This window comes from Nocardiopsis sp. EMB25, assembly GCF_026797795.1.
Classification (GTDB): Bacteria; Actinomycetota; Actinomycetes; order Streptosporangiales; family Streptosporangiaceae; genus Nocardiopsis; species Nocardiopsis lucentensis.
Window position 1 is genome coordinate 355,223 of the sequence record NZ_JAMTDN010000001.1, and the last position, 18,014, is coordinate 373,236.

Below are 18,014 nucleotides of genomic sequence, written 5' to 3' on the forward strand. Positions count from 1 at the left end.
GGGTGGTGCACACTCACCAGGAGAATCTTTACCGCCGTGCACCCGCTGGTGCACCCCCGGCAACACGAAAGGCCCTGACCTGCGAACGTTTTCGCTGGTCAGGGCCTTGTCGGCTCTGGGGTGAGTGACGGGACTTGAACCCGCGACTTCTTGGACCACAACCAAGTGCTCTACCGGCTGAGCTACACCCACCATGTCCGCCCGGCCTCGCGGCCTTGCGTACATCCAGAATCTTAGCGGACTCTGAGCACTGCTTCGATCAGTTTTCGGCGTTTCGGCGATCCGCGGCCTTCTCTCGGGCTGACACACCGGTGCCGCCCTCCGCTACCTCGGCCGCGATGGCGCGCGCCGTGGTGGAGCTGGGGCCTGGTTCGGGAACGAACGCGGCCGCGCGGTAATACCGCAGCTCATGGATGCTTTCGGTGATGTCGGCGAGGGCTCGGTGGCCGCCGTTCTTCTCCGGGCTCGCGTAGTACACACGCGGGTACCAGCGGCGCAGAAGCTCCTTGATGGAGGAGACGTCCACCATCCGGTAGTGCAGGAACTCGTCGATGCGTTTCATGTCACGTGCCAGGAAGGTGCGGTCCGTGGCGATCGAGTTGCCGCACAGCGGGGCCTTGCGCGGCTCCTTCACGTAACGGCGGATGTGTTCGAGGACCCGGTCCTCCGCCTCCTCCAGGGACACGCCCTTGTCCAGCTCCTCCAGAAGGCCGGAAGTGGTGTGCATGTCCCGGACGAAGTCACCCATCTGGTCCAGTGCGGCCTGCGGCGGTTTGATGACGATGTCCACACCCTCGTCGAGGATGTTCAGCTCACCGTCGGTGACCAGGCACGCCACCTCGATCAGCGCGTCGCGTTCGAGGTCGAGCCCCGTCATCTCGCAGTCGATCCACACCAGACAGTCATTCATACCGGTCAGCTTAGGCCGTGCCGGGAGTGGTGGGGATGGCGAAGGGCGGCCGGACCGGTCCGGCCGCCCTTCGTGACGGCGTTGGTCAGCTCCACACGTACTGACCGGGGAAGCCGATGTTCATGACGTCGAACATCCAGTCGTACGAACCCGAGACCTGGAGGTAGGCCAGGACGGCGACGACCAGGACGATCAGGAGGAAGGTCGTGCAGCCGCATCCGCAGCCGCCCTTCCTCTTCCGCTTCGCCTCAGGCGGAGGGTGGGGTCGCTGCGGCGGCTGACCGCGACCGTCCGAACCCTTGCGTCGTCCCCAGCGTCGGCGCCGGGGGGTGCCGGGCTGTCCCGGGGCTCCCTGGGGAGGTTGACCGCCCATGGGGGGCTGGCCCGGCCCCGGCGGGGGCGGGTACGGCGTCGGTCCCTGGCGGGGGTAGCCCTGGGGCGGACGGTTCATCTGGTGCGGTGGTGGAACGGGGCCGCCCTGCGGCGGGCGGCCGGGTACGTTCTGCCCCGCGGGCGGCGGGTAGCCGGGAGGAGCGTTGTATCCGCCGGGCCGGGGAGCGTTCGGGGGCTGCTGGTACCCCGGTTGCTGCTGGTAGGGGCTGGGCTGCGGGTACCCGTAGGGCGGGGGCGGAGCACCGCGTCCCGGTCCCGGGTACGGCTGCTGGGGTGCGTTCGGGGGCTGCTGGTACCCGTGCTGGTTTGGGTGGCCGGGGTAGGGCGGCGGCTGTGTCGGGTACTGCTGGGGCGTCGCGGTCGGGTAGGCCTGCTGGGCACCGGACGGCTGGCCCGGGTAGGCCTGCTGGGGCCCCGACGGCTGGCCGGGGTAGGGCGGGTAGGGCTGTTGCTGGCCCGGGTGGCCCTGGGCTTGCTGCGGCCCCGTCGCCTGCTGTTGCGGTTGTTGGGGGCCGGAAGCGCCTTCCTGGCCGGGTTGCGGTTGTTCGGGGGGAGTCTCCTGGACCTGGCGGGGCCCTTCGGCGGCCTGCTGAGGGGGCTCACCCTCCGGAGTCCGCGCGGTGGGCGTCGCGGCCTGGGCCTGGGCGGCCTCCTCGGCTCGTTTCCGGGCCTCCGCCTCCTTGCGGGCGTGTTCCTCCTCAGCGGCCTTGCGGCGCTGTTCGCGGCGCTCCTCGCTGAGGTCGGCCCACCCGTCCTTCAGGTTGCCGAGGAACCGGTTGAACCGGCTGCCCTTGGGCGCGTCCGGCTCTCCGGCCTCGCCCGCGCCTCCGGAGAACATCGGGTCATCGGGGGCGAAGACCGCTGTGCCCGGCGTCTCCCCGATCGTGTTGGGGTCGAACACGGCGGTGCGGGGGGCGTCGTCGATCTGGTGGGGGTCGAACACCGCCGTGCGCGGGGTGTCGTCGATCGCGTCGTCGGTGATGTTCGAGGTGGGAAGCTCGTCCTCGCTGAGGCCGGCGGTCGGCAGTTCGTCCTCGTCCGTACCCGGTCCGGGCAGGTCGGCGGGGTCGACGCGCATGGTCGCGCCCACTCCGCCGAGGTCCGCGGTCGGCTCCTCGTCCTGCTGGACACGCCCGGGCAGGTCGGCGGGGTCGACCCGTATGGTCGCGCCCATACCGCCCAGATCCGCGGTCGGCTCCTCGTCGTCTCCACCGCGCCCCGGCAGGTCCTCGGGGGCGACCCGCGTCGTGGCGTCCACTCCGCCGAGGTCCGCCGTGGGCACCTCGTCCTCGGGCTCGGCGGTGCTCCGGATCACGGAGGGGTCGATGCGTACGGTGCTGGGGTCCTCGTCCACCGGGGCCGGGGTGGCGGAGGCTCCGGGGGCGTGGACCCAGGAGGGGTCGATCCGCATCGTGCTGGGTTCGTCGTCCACCGGCGTGGGGGCGGAGGCCGGACCGAGTCGCACGGTCCCCTCGTCCTCGTCGCCGGGGGAGTCGCGTTCCCGTCCGTCCAACCGTGCTGTGGCGGCCTCATCCTCGTCCGAGGTACCGGAACCGCCCTGGAGTTCGCTCAGTGAACGGGTATGCCGCGTCCACGCGTTACCGTCCCACCATCTGAGCGTCTGCGCGTCGCCGTGCGGGTCCGCGTACCAACCCGGCTCGATAGTTCCACCCATGGCCGACAGACTAAGGGGTCGTCGCGTCGGGAGAGACCACTGGAGTCCGAATCCCTCCGCCCCCGACCACGTGGTCCCGCCATCCGGCGGTCCTCACGAGACCGCCGACGGTTGCTGGTCGGACCGACGCGGCGCCGGTGGTGACCGAAGGTCCGATTCGGCGGTGGCGGGGCCGGCGAACAGCCGGGCGCCGTCCAGCGCTCCCGGTCCGGCGGACGTCGACCCGGGTACCTGGTCGTGGCCGAAGTGGCCCCCGCGCGACCACGCGCGGACCAGCTCCTCGACCGCCGTTCCTCCCTGCCCCGGAGGGCCGGCCGGCCACCGGCGCGGAATGTCCCAGGAGTCCAACCAGGCCAGGATCGGCGACAGTCCGCGCATCGGGCCGCTGGTGAAGGGCTCCTCGGACCGGGCGACCACCGCCACCGTGAGGCACACCCGACCCTCGTGCCCGTGGTCGACGTGGAGCGAGTACCGGCTCGTGCGTCCCAGCGGCATCCGGCTGCGGCGGGTGCCGGCCAACGACTGCACGACCTCACCGGTGAACGGGTTCCACACCAGGTGCACCGACCGCCCTTCCTCGACCAGCCGCAGCGCCTCCTCACGCGCCGACCACGCGTCGGGGCCGGAACCGGTCACCGTCCACACGGCCCGGGGCGCGCCGATCCCTGAGGGTCCCGGGGCGGTGCCGCCGTCGATCCTTTCGGCACCGGGCATCCACGCGTCGAACATGGCAGTTCCCCATCCGGTCGTCGTGCGTCCGGGCACCGCGCGACCGGGGCGGCACCCGGACGGGTCCGGACCTCCACTGAGTACGCCAAGACGACGGAGAAGTCCATAGCCCCTCCTCACGCGGACAGGGTCATGTCACCTTTCGGTACCGGGTGCCCGCTACTCCTCCTCGTCCTCGGAGATGCGCAGGGAGAAGGCCTGGAGGAAGATCTCACCGATCTCGGTCGGGTCCTCCGTCATGTACGCGGCGCCGCCGGTGGCAGCGGCGATCTGCTGCAGCGGCTCCAGGTTCTGCACGTCCGGGCCGAACGCGATCGTGATGATCGGGATCGGGCGCGACGGGCTCGCCACGTCCTCGAGCTGGGACAGCAGCTCGTCCAGTTCCAGACCGCCGGGGTTGTCGTCGTCCCCGTCCGTGAGCATGAGGATGACGTTGGTCCTGTCGGGCCGGTAGGTACGCGCCATCTCCTGGTAGGCGGCCAGGTAGGTGTCGTACAACGCCGTGTCGCCCTGCGGCAGGGGGGTCAGCCCGGACAGGGCCGAGGCCAGCACGTCGCGCTGGGGGGTCCCCTCCTCGTTCGTCGCCTGGAGTTCGCGGATCGGGGCGAGTTCCGAGTAGTGGAGGTTGTTGTTGACGTTGGTCGAGAACTGCCACAGCCCGAGCTCGGACGTGGGCGTGAACATCTGGAGTCCCTCGGTGGCCGCGGCGCTGGTCACCTGCATCCGGGTCATCCCGGTCCCGGGCACCTCGGCGAGCATGGATCCCGAGACGTCCACGATGGTGAGCACCCGCGAGTCCATCTTCAGCTGGTTCCAGGTGCGGATCAGCTCGGTGACCGACCCCTCCGACGGCCTGGCCAGTTCGTCGGGCGCCTCCGCGCGGAAGCCGACGTCCTCGGTCAGCACCGAGTCGTCCACCTCGCCCTCGGGGCCGCGGAAGCCGTGCTCCAGCAGGGTCGACCGGGCCTCGTCCGCGCGCACGGCGCCTCGGAACACCTCCGCGGCGCGGGTGATGTCGCCCTCCTCGCTGCGGACCACGTAGGGGTAGTCGAGGTAGTAGGTACCGCCCTCCAGGTAGCTGGCCTGGGCGGTGGCGTCCTGGTGGGCGCTGTTGTAGCGCCACACGGCTTGTTCCGACATGACCATCACGGGCGGGGCCTCCTCGGTCCCGCCGCTGAGGGCGAGGAAGGCCGCGTCCTCATCGGGCGAGGCGCCCTGGTGCAGTGCCTGGAGGGCCGCGGTCATGCGCGCGTTGTAGGTGCCTTCGTCGGGGCTGTCCTCCTCCAGGGCTCCGTTCAGCAGGTAGAGGGTGCCCAGCCCGGTCGAGCTGCGCGCGGGGTCCACCACGCGGACGGTGCGGTTGCCCTGTTCGCCGGGCGCCGCGGTGGGGATCACGTCCGTCCAGCTGCGTTGGGTGTCCTCCTCGGCGAACTCGGTGAGTTCGGCCAGGACGAGCGGGGAGCGGGCGACGGACGTGCCGGTCTCGGTGATGACGGCGTCACCGGACTGGCTCTGCACCAGGCGCGGCCACACGGACGAGTCCGGGATCCACACGTCCGAGTCGGTGTCGCCCATGGTCGCGCCCGCCCCGGTGATGCCGAAGGCGACGTTGGCGGAGTCGACCTGGCGGATGTCGGCGCGCACGCACCGTCCGTCCACGGTGTTCTCCTGGGTGTTGAAGTCCGAGGCCAGGGCGTCGAGGGCGGGGGCCAGTTCGGGGCTGACCGCGACGTCCAGCCGGATCTGCGAACCGCGGCAGCCGTCGGTCTGCCCGAACATGTACACGCCCGCGGCGGCCAGGCCGAGCACGATCACGAGTGCGGCGGCCAGGGCGGCGAAGGCGCCGCCGCGTCCACGGCGACGCCGTTCCCGTCTCGGGTAGGGCTCTTCTGCGTATCTTCCGCGGTGACGTCCCACAGCTTTCCTCACGGGGTGGTGTACGGACGGGGGGTTGGGGTCGGTGCCTGGTACGGGTCGGTTGCGCACGTCCGGTGCTCGGTGGGGAGACCGACCCGTGGGGTGTTACTGGTCGGAACAGTACTCGGGCCGGTCAGGCCGGGTGCGGACCACACCGGTCGGCCGGATGGGGCTGCGCGGGGAGGCGTTCGCTGTGATGGGCGTCGCGTTCCCGGTCACGCCGGGGGATTCGGACGGAGCGGTCATCGCAGGGCATCCTGAAACGGTTCGTCCGGAAAACCGATCCGATATCCAATCGCAATCGCCTCGCGTCCGTTCGGAATCGGGATCCGCTCTCGATGGTCAGTTATCGCAGTTCGGTACGCACAACCGCCGGGAGATCGAACTGAGGAAGATGTCTCCGATCTCGTCAGGATCGTCGGTCACGAACAGGGAACCGCTCGTGGCGGCCGCGATCTGGCGCAGTTCGGCCTCCTCGGACTGTGCCCCGAAGGCGATGATGAACATGCTGACCGGGCGCTGGGGGTCGAACCGGTCCTGCAGGGCCGCGACCAGCTCCGCGTGCGAGATCTCGCTCGAACCGTCGTCCCGGCCGGCGGTGAGCAGGATGACGCTGTTGATCTTGTCCTCGTGGTAGTTGTCCTGCACCTGGTCGTAGGCGTCCAGGATGTTGTCGTACAGCCGGGACTCCCCGCCGCGGACCGCGATCTCCTCCGCCACGCCGATGAGCTCCTGGCGCCTGGTGATGTCGTCGCTCCCGGCCGAGCCGCCCAGGCGGCGCATCTCGGCGGCCTCGTCCCGGCCCTGGCGCCCGTACTGGTCCGACAGCAGCCACAGGCCCATGTCGGTCTCGTCGGGGAACAGGGAGAGCCCCAGCAGGGCCGCCCGCTGGGCGACCTCCATCCGGCTGGGCCCGCCGTTGAGGTCCTGGGCCATGTTCTCGGACGTGTCGGCCAGCACCAGGGAGCGGCTGGGCATCGACAGCCGGTTCCAGTCCGTGACCGAGGCGAGCAGCGCGTCCCCCGTGAGGTCGTCGTGCGTGGTCGGCTCCTCCGGAACGTCCCAGGGCTGCGCCTCCAGAGAGCCGGGGGTGTTGCCGCCGGGGTCGCGGAAGCCGAGGTCGCGCAGGTGTTCGCGGTGCTCGTCCCCGCGCAGGACCTCGTACAGGTCGGCGGCGGCCGCCCGGAGCGCGGAGTCGTCGGTGGCGGTGACATAGGGGTAGTCGAGGCTGACCGTGCCCTCGGTGGGGTAGCGGGCCGCCAGCTCCGGCGCGGAGTGCGCGCGCTCGTCGTTGTAGGAGGCGACCGCCTGCTCCGGAACCACGATCACCGGGTCGATTCGTTCTTCGGCCGCGGGGGAGCCGGTGAAGAAGGTCGCCAGGTCGATCTCGCCGAACGCGCTGTCCAGCTGGACGTCCCGGACGAAGTCGGTCATGGCGGTGTCGGCGTCGTCCCCGGTGCCCAGGTGGCGCCGGACCGCGTGCATGACGGCCATACCGTCGGCGCCGCGGTTGGGGTCGACCATGACCAGGGGGCGCTCCGGTTCGCGCTCTCCGGGCAGGACCAGTGTCCAGCTGGCGTCCCCCGGCTCGGGCAGGCCCTCCGTGCCCACGGGGGCGGTCATGACCACCGGTGAACTGGCGAGCGAGGGCGGGTCCGTCTCGATGCTGTGCGTGCCGCCTTCGGACACGCGGGCGAGCTCGACCCACACCGAGGACTCGGGCACCCACACGTGGGGGGCGATGGTGGAGTCACTTCCCCGGCCACCGGACAGCGCGGTCATGATGCGGTGCGGGGCGATCTCGTCGACCTGGGCGTACACGCAGTCGTCCCCGTAGCTGGGCTCCTCGTCGTTGAATTCGGTGGCGGCCGCGCGCAGGACCGGGGCGATGCTCTGCGTCGCGGACACGCGGAGGTAGCGGACGTCGCCACAGCCGAGCGCGTTCAGCCCGATCGGGATCGCGATCGCCGCGACGGCGATGACCGCGACGGCGGCGGCGGTGAACCCCAACGGTGACCAGGCCACTCGGCGCGCGGCGGACCGGGTCGGTGCGGGGAGTCGGTGACGTCCACTGGGCAACGGGGATCTCCGGGGCGTAGTGGGGCGCGGTTCCCCGACGGTATCGCCGGAGAACCCGGTGGCAGGTGGGCCCGCGCGGCGCCGTGCTGTCGGGCGTCCGTGAGAGGACGTGAACCATCGTGCGGCGAACGGCGTCACACAAGACGAATCACAACCGACCGGCCGAATGTGACGAACGGAACTTCATCAGGACCTTACTCGCTGGTAATGGCGGAGCGAAAGTGGCCGGGCATCGATGCGGGACCGCTGTGTCCGATCGGTGGACGGAGACCTCTTTGTTACCGTGCTCTCCGCAGAAGTACTCCGACCCCACGGATAGGCTTGGGCCTCTCCCGTCCCCCGCGGCAGACCCTTTCCCTTCCGTGTCGCGGACGTCCGTGTGACCACCGACCCCCGAGGGTTATGGCATGTCCCAACAGCACCGAGACCACCGGAGCCGAGGCACGCTCGGCACCGCCCTGCTCACCGGCGCCTGCTGTGCCGGGGCACTCGCCTACGCGGTGCTCGCGGGCCCGTCGCTGTTGCCCCCGGAGGACGTGCAGGCCGCGTCGGCCATGAGCCCGGACCTGGTCGGTCCGATCGCGGAGGGTCCCCAGGAGGTCGCCGAGACCGGACCGGTCGGTCAGTTGCGTATCCAGGTCAGCGACCGCGACCGCGCGTGGGTGCAGACCCTCAACTGCACCGGCGACCTGGAGGAGGACCCCGAAGTCTGCGCCGAGCTGGCCCAGGTGGCCGCCGAACTCGGCGGTGGGACGGGAGGGGCCGGGGGGTACGGCGACGCGACCGCGCGCACGGCCACCGCCGGTGGAACCGAGGAGCTGTTCACCGAGGTGCGCGCGGGAACGGTGTGCACCGACCAGGTCTACGGTCCCCAGCGGGCCACGATCGAGGGGACCTGGGAGGGACAGGAGATCTCGACGACGCTGACCAGGGCGGGTTCCTGTGAGGAGGCGCGCTGGCAGCGCCTGCGTCCCCTGACCGAGCAGATCAGCTGAGGCGGCCCGGACGGCGTCCTCGGGGATCCCGAGCCGGAGAACTGGGATAATCGTCCTCCATGAGCGTCATCAGGGTCACCGACCCCGCCGATCCCCGTCTGGCCGACTACACCCGGTTGCGCGACGTCAACCTGCGCCGCCACCTGGAGGCCGAGCACGGGCTCTTCATGGCCGAGGGCGACAAGGTGATCCGGCGCGCGGCCGCCGCCGGGTTCGAGCCGCGCAGCTTCCTGCTGACCGAACGCCGGGCCGAGGCCCTCAACGACGTCGTCGCCGGTTCCACCGCCCCGCTCTACGTGGTCAGTGAGGAGACCGCACAGCGGCTCGTCGGCTTTGACCTGCACCGGGGCGCCCTCGCCGCCTTCCACCGCCGCTCCTTGCCCAGGCTCGACGACGTCCTCGCCGAGGCACGCACGATCGTCGTGCTGGAGGACCTGGTGGACCACACCAACGTGGGTGCGATCTTTCGCAGCGCCGCCGGACTCGGCGTCGACGCCGTGGTGCTCGCGCCCCGCTGCGCCGACCCGCTCTACCGGCGGGCGGTCAAGGTCTCGATGGGCGCGGTGTTCACCCTGCCCTACACACGGCTGGATGACTGGTACGGCGGGCTGGACACCCTCAGGGCGGCCGGTTTCCATCTCATGGCCCTCACCCCGGGGGAGGGGTCCCTGCCGCTGCGCGACGCGATGTCCGCACTCGACCCTGACGATCGGGTCGGCCTGTTGCTGGGGACCGAGGGTGACGGCCTGTCCTCGCGCTGGCTGGAGGGAGCCACCGCGCGGGTGCACATCCCGATGGCCGATCGGGACGTCGACTCGCTCAACGTCACCGCGGCGGCCGCCATCGCCTGCTACGAACTGGCACGGTTCACCGGGTGACGTGGGCGGAGCCCACCGCCGCCGCTCCAGGGCGTGTTCGTGGGGGATGCCCTAGGGTGGCGCGTGACACGGACCTTGGGGCGTGTTCCCGGGAGCGCGTCCGAGGCGCTCGTCGGGGCGCGCCGCGGTGGAGCGGAGGGTAGTGCCACATGGGCGGCCGAGCACTTGTGCAGTGGGAGCAGAACCGGGTGAACGCCCCCGACCCATGTGGCGTGGACCTGTACACCGGTGGGGCGGCGCCGGAGTCCGGTCTGGACGAGGTGACCTTCTACCAGGTGCCCTACGCGCCCTCCACCCAGGGCGTCGACGAACGGCTCGACATCATCGCGCGGATGCCCGCGCTGGAGGTCGTCCAGCTCGTGTCCGCGGGTTACGAGCACGTCCTGAGCCTGCTCCCCGACCACGTGACGCTGTGCAACGGGCGCGGTCTGCACGACGCCAGCACCGCCGAGCACGCCCTCGCGCTGATCCTCGCCGCCCAGCGCGACCTGCCGCGGTGGGCCCTCGACCAGCACGATCACCGTTGGGGCGCAGCGCCGCTGCGGTCGCTGGCGGACTCGCGCGTGATGATCGTCGGCTACGGCAGCATCGGCAAGGCGGTGGAGAGCCGCCTGCTGCCCTTCGAGACCGAGGTCGTGCGTGTGGCCAGCCGGGCCCGTCCCGACGAGCGCGTGCACGGTGTCGACGAACTGCGCTCCCTCCTGCCGGGGGTGGACGTCGTCGTCCTGGTCACACCGCTCACCGAGAGCACGCGGGGCCTGTTCGGCGCCCGGGAGTTCGCCCTGCTGCGGGACGACGCGCTCGTGGTCAACGTGGGCCGCGGCCCGGTCCTGGACACGGCGGCGCTGCTGGCGGAGAACGGACGTGTCCGGGCCGCCCTGGACGTCACCGACCCGGAGCCCCCTCCGGCCGACCACCCGCTGTGGGAGGCGCCGGGGGTGTTCCTCACGCCGCACGTCGCGGGCGGGTCGGCCGCCTTCTACCCACGTGCCCGCGCGTTCATGGACCAGCAGCTCGCCCGCTGGGCCGCGGGTGAGCCGCTCGAGAACGTGGTCCGGCCGGGACGCTGACACCTCGGTCCGCGCCGGCTTTCGCCGTGTCGGGCCCGCCCCCCGTTCACCGGCCGCCCTGCGGGGAACCGGTGGGATATCCATGGCTTTTATTGCTCTTTGGGGGTTTTGTCGGTGTCAGCGGCCACAGTGGAACCATGCGGATAGCGGTGGTCGCCGACGGCGAGGGCGGTGGCTGGCTCCAGGAACTGGAACCGGTCCCCGGCCCGGTCCGCCGCGTCCCCGATCTCGCCGGCGCCGTTCGGCGGGCGGAGAACGAGCGACCCGAACCCCCGCGCTGGGTCTGGTCGGCCAGCGAGGACGTCTATCCGGACCTGGTCGGATCCGGTGTGCGCGTCGCGCGCTGCCACGACGTCGCGCTGACCGAGGCGCTCCTGCTCGGATACCACGCGCGCCACGGTGAGGCACACTCCCTGGGCGCGGCCTGGGCCCGGTTGCACGACCTTCCCGTGCCCGACGACCCGGTCCGCCCCCTCGGCGAGGGCGCCGCCGCGCAGCCCGCCCTGTTCGAGGCCGACCGGTCCACGCTGCCCCCGGGAACCGACCGGCTGGCAGCCCTGGCCGAGGTCCACGACGACCAGCTGCGCCGTATCGCGGAGCTACCGCACCCCCAACGGATGCGCCTGCTGACAGCCGTGGAGTCGGCGGGCGGTCTGGCCGCGGCCGAGATGAGCCACGACGGTCTGCCCTGGCGGCCCGACGTCCACGACGAGGTCCTCACGAAGCTGCTGGGGCCGCGGCCGCACACGGGGCAGCGACCCGCCGTCCTGGCCGAGCTCGCCGCGCGCATCAGCGGCGCGGTCGGGCGCGATGTCAACCCCGACTCACCGGCCCAGGTGCTGCGGGCCATGGCGTGGATCGGCCATCCCGTCGAGTCGACCCGCTCCTGGGTGCTGGAACGCGTCGACCACCCCGTGGTCCCCCTCCTGCTCCGCTACAAGGAGCTCTCCCGCCTGTACTCCGCCAACGGCTGGGCATGGCTGGACACCTGGGTGCGCGAGCGCCCAGGACCCGACGGTGAGCGGCTCGGCCGCTTCCACCCCGACTACGTGGTCGGTGGTGTCGTCTCCGGCCGGTGGGCCACCCGGGGCGGCGGTGCCCTCCAGATCCCCAGGGCTGTCCGATCGGCCGTGCGGTCCGACCCCGACTGGGTGCTCGTGCGCGCCGACGCCGGACAGCTCGAACCCCGCGTCCTGGCCGCCGTGTCCGGGGATGACGCCCTGGCGGCCGCGGCCGCCGAGGAGGACCTCTACGCCCGGCTGGCCGTACACGTGGGCGGTGACCGGGATCGGGCCAAGATCGGCATGCTCTCGGCGATGTACGGCCAGACCTCCGGCGACGCCGCGCCCCTGCTGCGCACCATGCGACGCCTCTACCCCCGAGCGCTGGAGTACGTCGATCAGGCCGCCCGGACCGGCGAGAACGGTGGGATCGTCCGCTCGTGGCTGGGCCGGACCTCGCCCGCCCCGCGTGCGTGGTCCACCGCCGTGTCCGGCCCCGACGGGGACCGCCGTCGTCGTGCCCACGGTCGGTTCACCCGCAACTTCGTCGTCCAGGCCACGGCCGCCGAGTGGGCACTCGTCCTGCTGGCCGCGCTGCGGCAGCGTCTGCCGTCCCTGCCGGAGGGGGCCGGGATCGTCTTCTTCGTCCACGACGAGGTCGTCCTCCACGTCCCCCGGGATCTGACGGAGGAGACGCTCGCCGCCGTCGCCGACGCCGAGGCCCGCACCAGGACCATCCTGTTCGGAGACACCCCGGTCCGCTTCCCCCTGGACACGGTCGTCACGGAGGACTACGCGCGACGCTGAGTGAATCCGGACACGCGACGTCACACGTCCGGTAACGGACGGCGTGGACTTCTTGCAAACTGACCCGCCTGCACCCATTCTTGGACGCGGACGCAACCGTCAGCCCGCTACCCCAGGGGTACCCCCACCCCTCCCGGCGGTACACAGAAAGGGTGAGATCCCCCCGTGCGGAGCCGTTTCAGATCATGTGCGGGAACCACGGCCGCTTTCGCGGTCGCCTTCACCGCCTTCGGGGCGACCCCCGCGTGGGCGGACCCGATCGTGGAGGACCGGCCTCCCATCGCCGAACAGCTCGCCGAAGGCCACCGGAACACCAGTGGAGTCGACCCCCGCGGCTCCGCCACCCCCACCCCCGCTCCCGACGTCGCCGACGCCGAAGCGCTGCGGCGCGACGCCCGTGTGGCCCCGTTCCGGGAGGCCCGCAGCGTCGAGTACTTCGCCGTGGCCCCCGAGAGCCTGCCCCGTGAGGTGGTCGCCGAGGTCCGCGGGATCGAGGGCGTGGAGCACGTCCTGACCGTGGACGCCGCGCGCGTCGGAATCGATGGAGAGCCCACCTCCGTGCTGGGCGTCAACCCCTCCAGCTTCCGTAACCACGCCCCCAGGCCGTCGGCGGAGTCCGATGAGATCTGGCAGGGCGTCGCCGAGGGCCGCATCGCGCTGTCCAACACGGTCGGCACCGAGCGCGAACTCGACCTGGGCAGCGAGGTCAGCGTCGCGGGCGGTCGCGGTGAGGTGGACCTGGAGGTGTGGACGCACGCCACCTCCGGCATCGCCGGGATCGACGCCCTCATCTCTCGGGAGCGCGCTGCCGAACTGGGCATGCCCGAGGGCAACGCGCTGGTGGTCTCGGCCCCCGACGCCGACCTGTGGGCGCTCTACGACGCTTTGTCGGACGCCCTCGGGGAGGAGACCTCCCTTCAGCTGGTCGCCGACGCCGCCGAGCCCGCCGAGCCCGGCGAGGCCGTCCCCTCCTCGGTGATCGAGCAGGTCATCGCGCACGCGGAGGGCCAGATCGGTGTGCCTTACGTCTGGGGCGGTGAGACCCCGGAGGGCGGTTTCGACTGCTCGGGGCTGCTCCAGTGGGCCTTCCTCCAGGAGGGTGTGGAGATCCCCCGTGTCACCCACGACCAGTGGAACGCCGGCGAGCGCGTCGACTTCGAGGACGCCCAGCGCGGTGACCTGCTGTTCTGGCGTTCGGACCCGACCGCACCCGACTACATCTCGCACGTGGCCATCTACCTGGGCGACGGCATGATGCTGGAGGCGCCGCGTACGGGCTTGAACGTGCGGGTCACCGAGGTGCGGACCACCAACTTCGCCGGAGTGGTGCGGGTGCGGACCTGAGGTCGCGGGCCCGCCACGGGAAGACGAGAGCGGGCCGTGGTGTCACCGTGCCGGTGGCACCACGGCCCGCTCGTCTCTCCTCGTCCGAAGAACCCAGCCGGGAGGGGAAGGCAGGCCTCGGTTCAGGAGGGGGACAGGGCCGTCACTGAGGGAGGGGGAGTCAGTGCACGAACCCTGTTTTCGGTGGTATTGAGTTCTCAGGGCACACGACCGGATCAGCGCCGGGGCCCGTCGCACAGGGTCTACATAAGCAGTGCCCGCGCGATTTGGCAAGGGGATCCGCACGGCCGGGCGCCCCCTCGCGGCGCACGCCGATCACGTGTCGTTCGGTCCTCGCCCAGGTGTTCGGCGACGTTCCCCTCCCGTTCAGCGTCCCACCGCGTACCCCTGCGCCCCCCGGGCGTCGGCGGCGGCCCGCAGCTCGCCCGTGTCGGGGTCGCGTGCCACGGCGGCCAGTCGGCCGAGCGTCCAGGCGTCGGTGACCTCGACCCGGTGTCCCCGTCCGAGCAGGTCGGCGATGACGTCCTCGCCGACCCCGGGTTCGACGATCAGGTGTCCCGGGACGGTCTCCCTCGGGTGGAAGGAGCTGGGGAAGGCACTGGTGTGGAACATGGGGGTGTCCAGCGCCTCCTGGAGGTCGTCGATTCCGTGGAGGATCCGCAGCAGGGCGGTGAACGTCCACTGGTCCTGCTGGTCGCCGCCGGGTGTTCCGATCGCGAGGACCGCCTGGCCGTCCTCGCGGGTCACGAGGGTGGGGGACAGGGTGGTGCGTGGCCGTTTGCGGGGCGCGAGGGCATTGGGGGAGGCGGGGTCGAGCCAGAACATCTGTGCGCGGGTACCGAGCGGGAAGCCCAGGGCGGGGATGACCGGTGAGCTGCTGAGCCAGCCGCCGCTGGGGGTGGCCGAGACCATGTTGCCGTGCGCGTCGACCACGTCCACGTGGCAGGTGTCGCCGCGCTGATCGGCCGGTGTGGCGCCGATGACGCCGACCGTTGGCTCACCGGTGGTGCGGTCGCCGGGGGCCGTGCCGGGCTCGTACACGGGTGGCGTGAAGGGGGTGCGCCCGGCGACCGGTCCGGGGCGCGGCGCCGGGGCGGCCCGCCGGTCGTCGACGAGGGCGGCGAGTCGGGCGGCGTGGTCGGTGGAGAGGAGCTCCTTGAGCGGTACGTCGACGTGGTCGGGGTCGCCGTACCAGCCCTCCCGGTCGGCGAAGGCGAGCTTGGCGGCCTCGGTCACCCGGTGCGTGAACTCGGCGCTGATCCCCTCGCGGACGTCGTGGCCGGTGCCCAGGGCCTCGGCGATCCGCAGCTGCTGGAGCATGACCGGCCCCTGGCCCCAGGGACCCGTCTTGTGCACGGTGTGCACGCCGTGGGTGACGCTCACCGGATCCTCGAAGGTGGCGCTCCAGTCAGCCATGTCCTGGGCGGTGAGCAGGGCCTGGCGGGGTACCCCGGACCCGTCGGGCACGGGTGTGGAGAGGAACGCCCCCACGGCCTCGGCGACGAACCCGTGCGACCAGGCGCGCCGGGCCGCCTCGATCTGGGCCTCACGGTCGGAACCGGCCCCCTCGGCCTCGGCGACGATCGTGCGGTAGGTGTCGGCGAGGACGGGGTTGCGCAGGCGGGCCCCGGGCCTGGGCGCGGAGCCGTGCGGGAGGTAGACCTCGGCGGACCCGGGCCAGTGCCGGGTGAAGACGGGGCTGAGGGAGGTGACGGCGCCGGCGATCCTCTCCAGGACGGGGTACCCGCGTTCGGCGAGGCCGATGGCGTGGTCCAGGACGTCGCGCACGGTCATGGTGCCGTGGTCGCGCAGGAGCAGCATCCAGGCGTCGAAGGCTCCGGGGACGGTGGCGGCGAGCACGCCGTTGCCGGGGATGAGGTCCGTGTCCGCGAAGGCGTCCATGGTGGCGGCGGCGGGGGAGACCCCCTGGCCGCACAGCACGCGCGGGGGTCCTCCGGCGGGTTGGAGGAGGATCGGGACCTCACCGCCGGGCCCGTTGAGGTGGGGTTCGACGACCTGGAGGGTGAAACCCGCGGCGACGGCGGCGTCGAAGGCGTTGCCGCCGCGTTCGAGTACGGACATCCCGGTGGCGCTCGCGAGCCAGTGGGTGGAGGCGACCATACCGAAGTCGCCGCGGAGCTGGGGGCGCGTGGTGAAACGGGGCATGGCTCTCCTCGGAGGGGGCGGCCCGCCCGGTTCGACGGACCCCGGGCGGGCACCGCGTGGTCGCGCGGGTGTGGCGGCGGTCACGGGAACGGGCGTCGAGCCGACCGTATCCCAGGAATCCGGTCCGTGGAGCTCTGTCCACAGGCCGGCGGCCCGGGGCTGGCGTCTCGACCCAACCCCGGGCCACCATTGATCTGGGGGCGCTCACTCCCCGCCCGCTTCATGCTGCCCGGTCGCAGACCCTCCACCCCGGCCGGTCATCGGCCCACGGCCGCGTACCGTTCCGCGCCGGCCGGGTCACAGCCTCCGCGGACCCGGTCGCGTCACGGTGCCTCCAACTCGAAGCTCCACGGCAGGGAGTCCCACAGTTCCTCCCACTCCGCGTCGTCCATCGGCTCGAGGCCGCCGGCCTCGCCCGGGCCGGGCGTGTGCGTCTCGGTGGACGTGTGGGCGACCTCCTCCATGCCCTCGGTCAGGCTGGCCTGGGCCCTCTCGACGAGCTGGGCGATCAGGTCGGCGATCTCGGCGAGCACGGACTCGATCTCGGAGCGCTGCATGTCGAGGCTGTCGGCGCAGTGGTCCGTGGCCGCGTTCTTCTCGCTCTCGGTGCCGTGGTACCAGACGGTGGCGAGCAGTTCGTCGCGCTGCTCGTCGGTCAGCTGGTCACGGCTCAGCGGCTGCTCGACGGTGTCGCCGGAGGCGGTGGACGCCGACTCCCGGTCCTGCTCGGCGTCGGTGTAGTCGAAGATCACGAACTCGTCGATCAGGCACTGCTTCACCTGTCGGGAGTTGGTCGCGCTGGGCTGGTCGGACTCCGTGTCCGCTCCCTCGGCCTCGGAGGCCTCGTTCCCGGCCGCCGCGATGCCCTCGGCGGTCACCTCGACCGCGTCGGTGTCCTCAGCGGTCTCCCCGGAGGTGTCGTTCCCGGCCGCCGCGACGTCCTCCGCGGTCACCTCGACCGCGTCGGTGTCCTCGTGTTCCTCGGCCGCCACGTCCTCGGTGGTGGCCGTGTCCTCCGCGGTTTCGGCCCCCTCACCGGCCTCCACGGCCTCGCCTTCGGCCTCCCCGGACTCCTCGGTCTCGGCGGTCTCTCCTTCGGCTTCTTCGCTCTCCCCGGCCTCTCCTTCGGCCTCGGCGCCTTCCGCGGTCTCCCCGGTCTCACCCGTGCCGTCCTGGACGGCATCCTCCTGGACGTCGTCCGGAGCCTCTTCCTCCGACTCCTCCGAGGTCTCCTCGGCCCCCGGGGACGAGAGCGCGACCACCGACTCCGCCATCCTCCGCAGCTCGTCGCCGTCCCACCGCTCCGGGCGCAGGTGGGTGGTGATCGCGACCCCGGGCTCCTCCAACCAGAACATGTCGCCCGTCGCCTCTGAGACGTAGGCCTCGCGTTCGGCCCCACCACTGCCGTCCAGCCGCTCCAGTCCCCGCTCGGGCAGGTGGGAGTACCGCAGCTCGAGCAGGTCATCCAGCTCTTGGACCTGTTCCGAGCGCAGGATCATCACGCGCCCGTAGAGGTGGTCCGGGCCCTGAACCCAGGAGATCTGCGACTGGCTGTTGCCCCGCCGGTCTATCAGCGAGGAGGCGTTGAGCCCGAATCTGTCCAGTCCGGGGGGCAGGTAACCGATCTCGAACCCGTCCAGTTTGTACGAGGAGACCGCCTGTTCGACCACCGGCCAGTTGATCACCCGCGGGTCCTTGTCGTCCGCCGCCACCGCCGGTCCCGCGAGACCTGCCAGCCCGGTGGTCGAGAGCGTGGCGGCGCCCAGGAGCGCGACCCACCTCGTGTGGTGCTTGCGCATCGTCATCCCTTCCCATCGACTACTACTAGTGATGGTTTCAGGACTCTATGTGATTCTCGGGGGGCTCTCCAGCCAAAACCGGTACATGAAGTAATTCATTCGCTTCATTGGGTGAAAATTCGGGAAGGGTGTGACCTGTCCCGTACCAGAAGGTGGGATTCCCATTACCCGACGCTCCGCGTACGGTCACCGAGGGGTCACCATCCGCATCCACCCTGATGGAGCAATTCGGCCAGTCCACGCGAACTTGG

General features: G+C 71.5%; 12 protein-coding genes and 1 tRNA gene. 5 read left to right on the top strand and 8 right to left on the bottom strand.

Going from position 1 to position 18,014, the window contains the following annotated elements; genetic code table 11:
* Positions 1 to 116 precede the first annotated feature (116 nt).
* The 6 genes from KIK06_RS01520 to KIK06_RS01545 form a co-directional block, all read right to left on the bottom strand.
* A tRNA-His gene (locus tag KIK06_RS01520) sits at positions 117 to 192 on the bottom strand.
* A 67-nt stretch (positions 193 to 259) separates the two neighbouring features.
* A complete protein-coding gene (gene orn / locus KIK06_RS01525; RefSeq protein ID WP_026127636.1) occupies positions 260 to 910 on the bottom strand; it encodes an oligoribonuclease in 651 nt (216 codons plus the stop codon).
* An 85-nt stretch (positions 911 to 995) separates the two neighbouring features.
* Positions 996 to 2,978, bottom strand: a complete 1,983-nt coding sequence (locus KIK06_RS01530; protein ID WP_268641612.1) for a DUF2510 domain-containing protein — start codon at positions 2,976 to 2,978, stop codon at positions 996 to 998.
* A 93-nt stretch (positions 2,979 to 3,071) separates the two neighbouring features.
* A complete protein-coding gene (locus KIK06_RS01535) occupies positions 3,072 to 3,707 on the bottom strand; it encodes a hypothetical protein (RefSeq protein ID WP_268641613.1) in 636 nt (211 codons plus the stop codon).
* Positions 3,708 to 3,866: 159 nt separating this feature from the next.
* Entirely contained in the window at positions 3,867 to 5,624 is a 1,758-nt protein-coding gene (locus KIK06_RS01540; protein ID WP_268641614.1) for a substrate-binding domain-containing protein, read from the bottom strand.
* 342 nt (positions 5,625 to 5,966) lie between these two features.
* The gene (locus KIK06_RS01545; RefSeq protein WP_268641615.1) at positions 5,967 to 7,703 is read right to left on the bottom strand and encodes a substrate-binding domain-containing protein; all 1,737 of its coding nucleotides are present in this window, start codon (positions 7,701 to 7,703) and stop codon (positions 5,967 to 5,969) included.
* Between the two features lie 407 nt (positions 7,704 to 8,110).
* Between KIK06_RS01545 and KIK06_RS01550 the strand changes: the two genes are divergently transcribed.
* The 5 genes from KIK06_RS01550 (at position 8,111) to KIK06_RS01570 (ending at position 13,798) form a co-directional block, all read left to right on the top strand.
* Complete coding sequence (locus KIK06_RS01550; protein ID WP_017598810.1) at positions 8,111 to 8,698, top strand: hypothetical protein; 588 nt, start codon at positions 8,111 to 8,113, stop codon at positions 8,696 to 8,698.
* Between the two features lie 59 nt (positions 8,699 to 8,757).
* A complete protein-coding gene (locus KIK06_RS01555; protein ID WP_268641616.1) occupies positions 8,758 to 9,576 on the top strand; it encodes a TrmH family RNA methyltransferase in 819 nt (272 codons plus the stop codon).
* Positions 9,577 to 9,725: 149 nt separating this feature from the next.
* Positions 9,726 to 10,646, top strand: coding sequence for a 2-hydroxyacid dehydrogenase (locus tag KIK06_RS01560; protein ID WP_026127633.1), 921 nt, complete (start codon positions 9,726 to 9,728; stop codon positions 10,644 to 10,646).
* Between the two features lie 137 nt (positions 10,647 to 10,783).
* Positions 10,784 to 12,454 carry a bifunctional 3'-5' exonuclease/DNA polymerase gene (locus KIK06_RS01565; RefSeq protein WP_268641617.1) on the top strand — a complete coding sequence of 557 codons (1,671 nt, stop codon included), beginning with the start codon at positions 10,784 to 10,786 and terminating at the stop codon, positions 12,452 to 12,454.
* A gap of 165 nt (positions 12,455 to 12,619) precedes the next feature.
* Positions 12,620 to 13,798: a C40 family peptidase gene (locus tag KIK06_RS01570; protein WP_268641618.1), complete on the top strand. Its 1,179-nt coding sequence runs from the start codon at positions 12,620 to 12,622 to the stop codon at positions 13,796 to 13,798.
* A 366-nt stretch (positions 13,799 to 14,164) separates the two neighbouring features.
* On the opposite strand, the gene KIK06_RS01575 is transcribed toward KIK06_RS01570, so the two are convergent.
* On the bottom strand, positions 14,165 to 15,964 hold the full coding sequence (locus tag KIK06_RS01575) for a gamma-glutamyltransferase family protein (RefSeq protein WP_268641620.1): 1,800 nt from the start codon (positions 15,962 to 15,964) through the stop codon (positions 14,165 to 14,167).
* Positions 15,965 to 16,287: 323 nt separating this feature from the next.
* The gene (locus tag KIK06_RS01580) at positions 16,288 to 17,763 is read right to left on the bottom strand and encodes a hypothetical protein (protein ID WP_268641621.1); all 1,476 of its coding nucleotides are present in this window, start codon (positions 17,761 to 17,763) and stop codon (positions 16,288 to 16,290) included.
* Between the last annotated feature and the right edge of the window lie 251 nt (positions 17,764 to 18,014).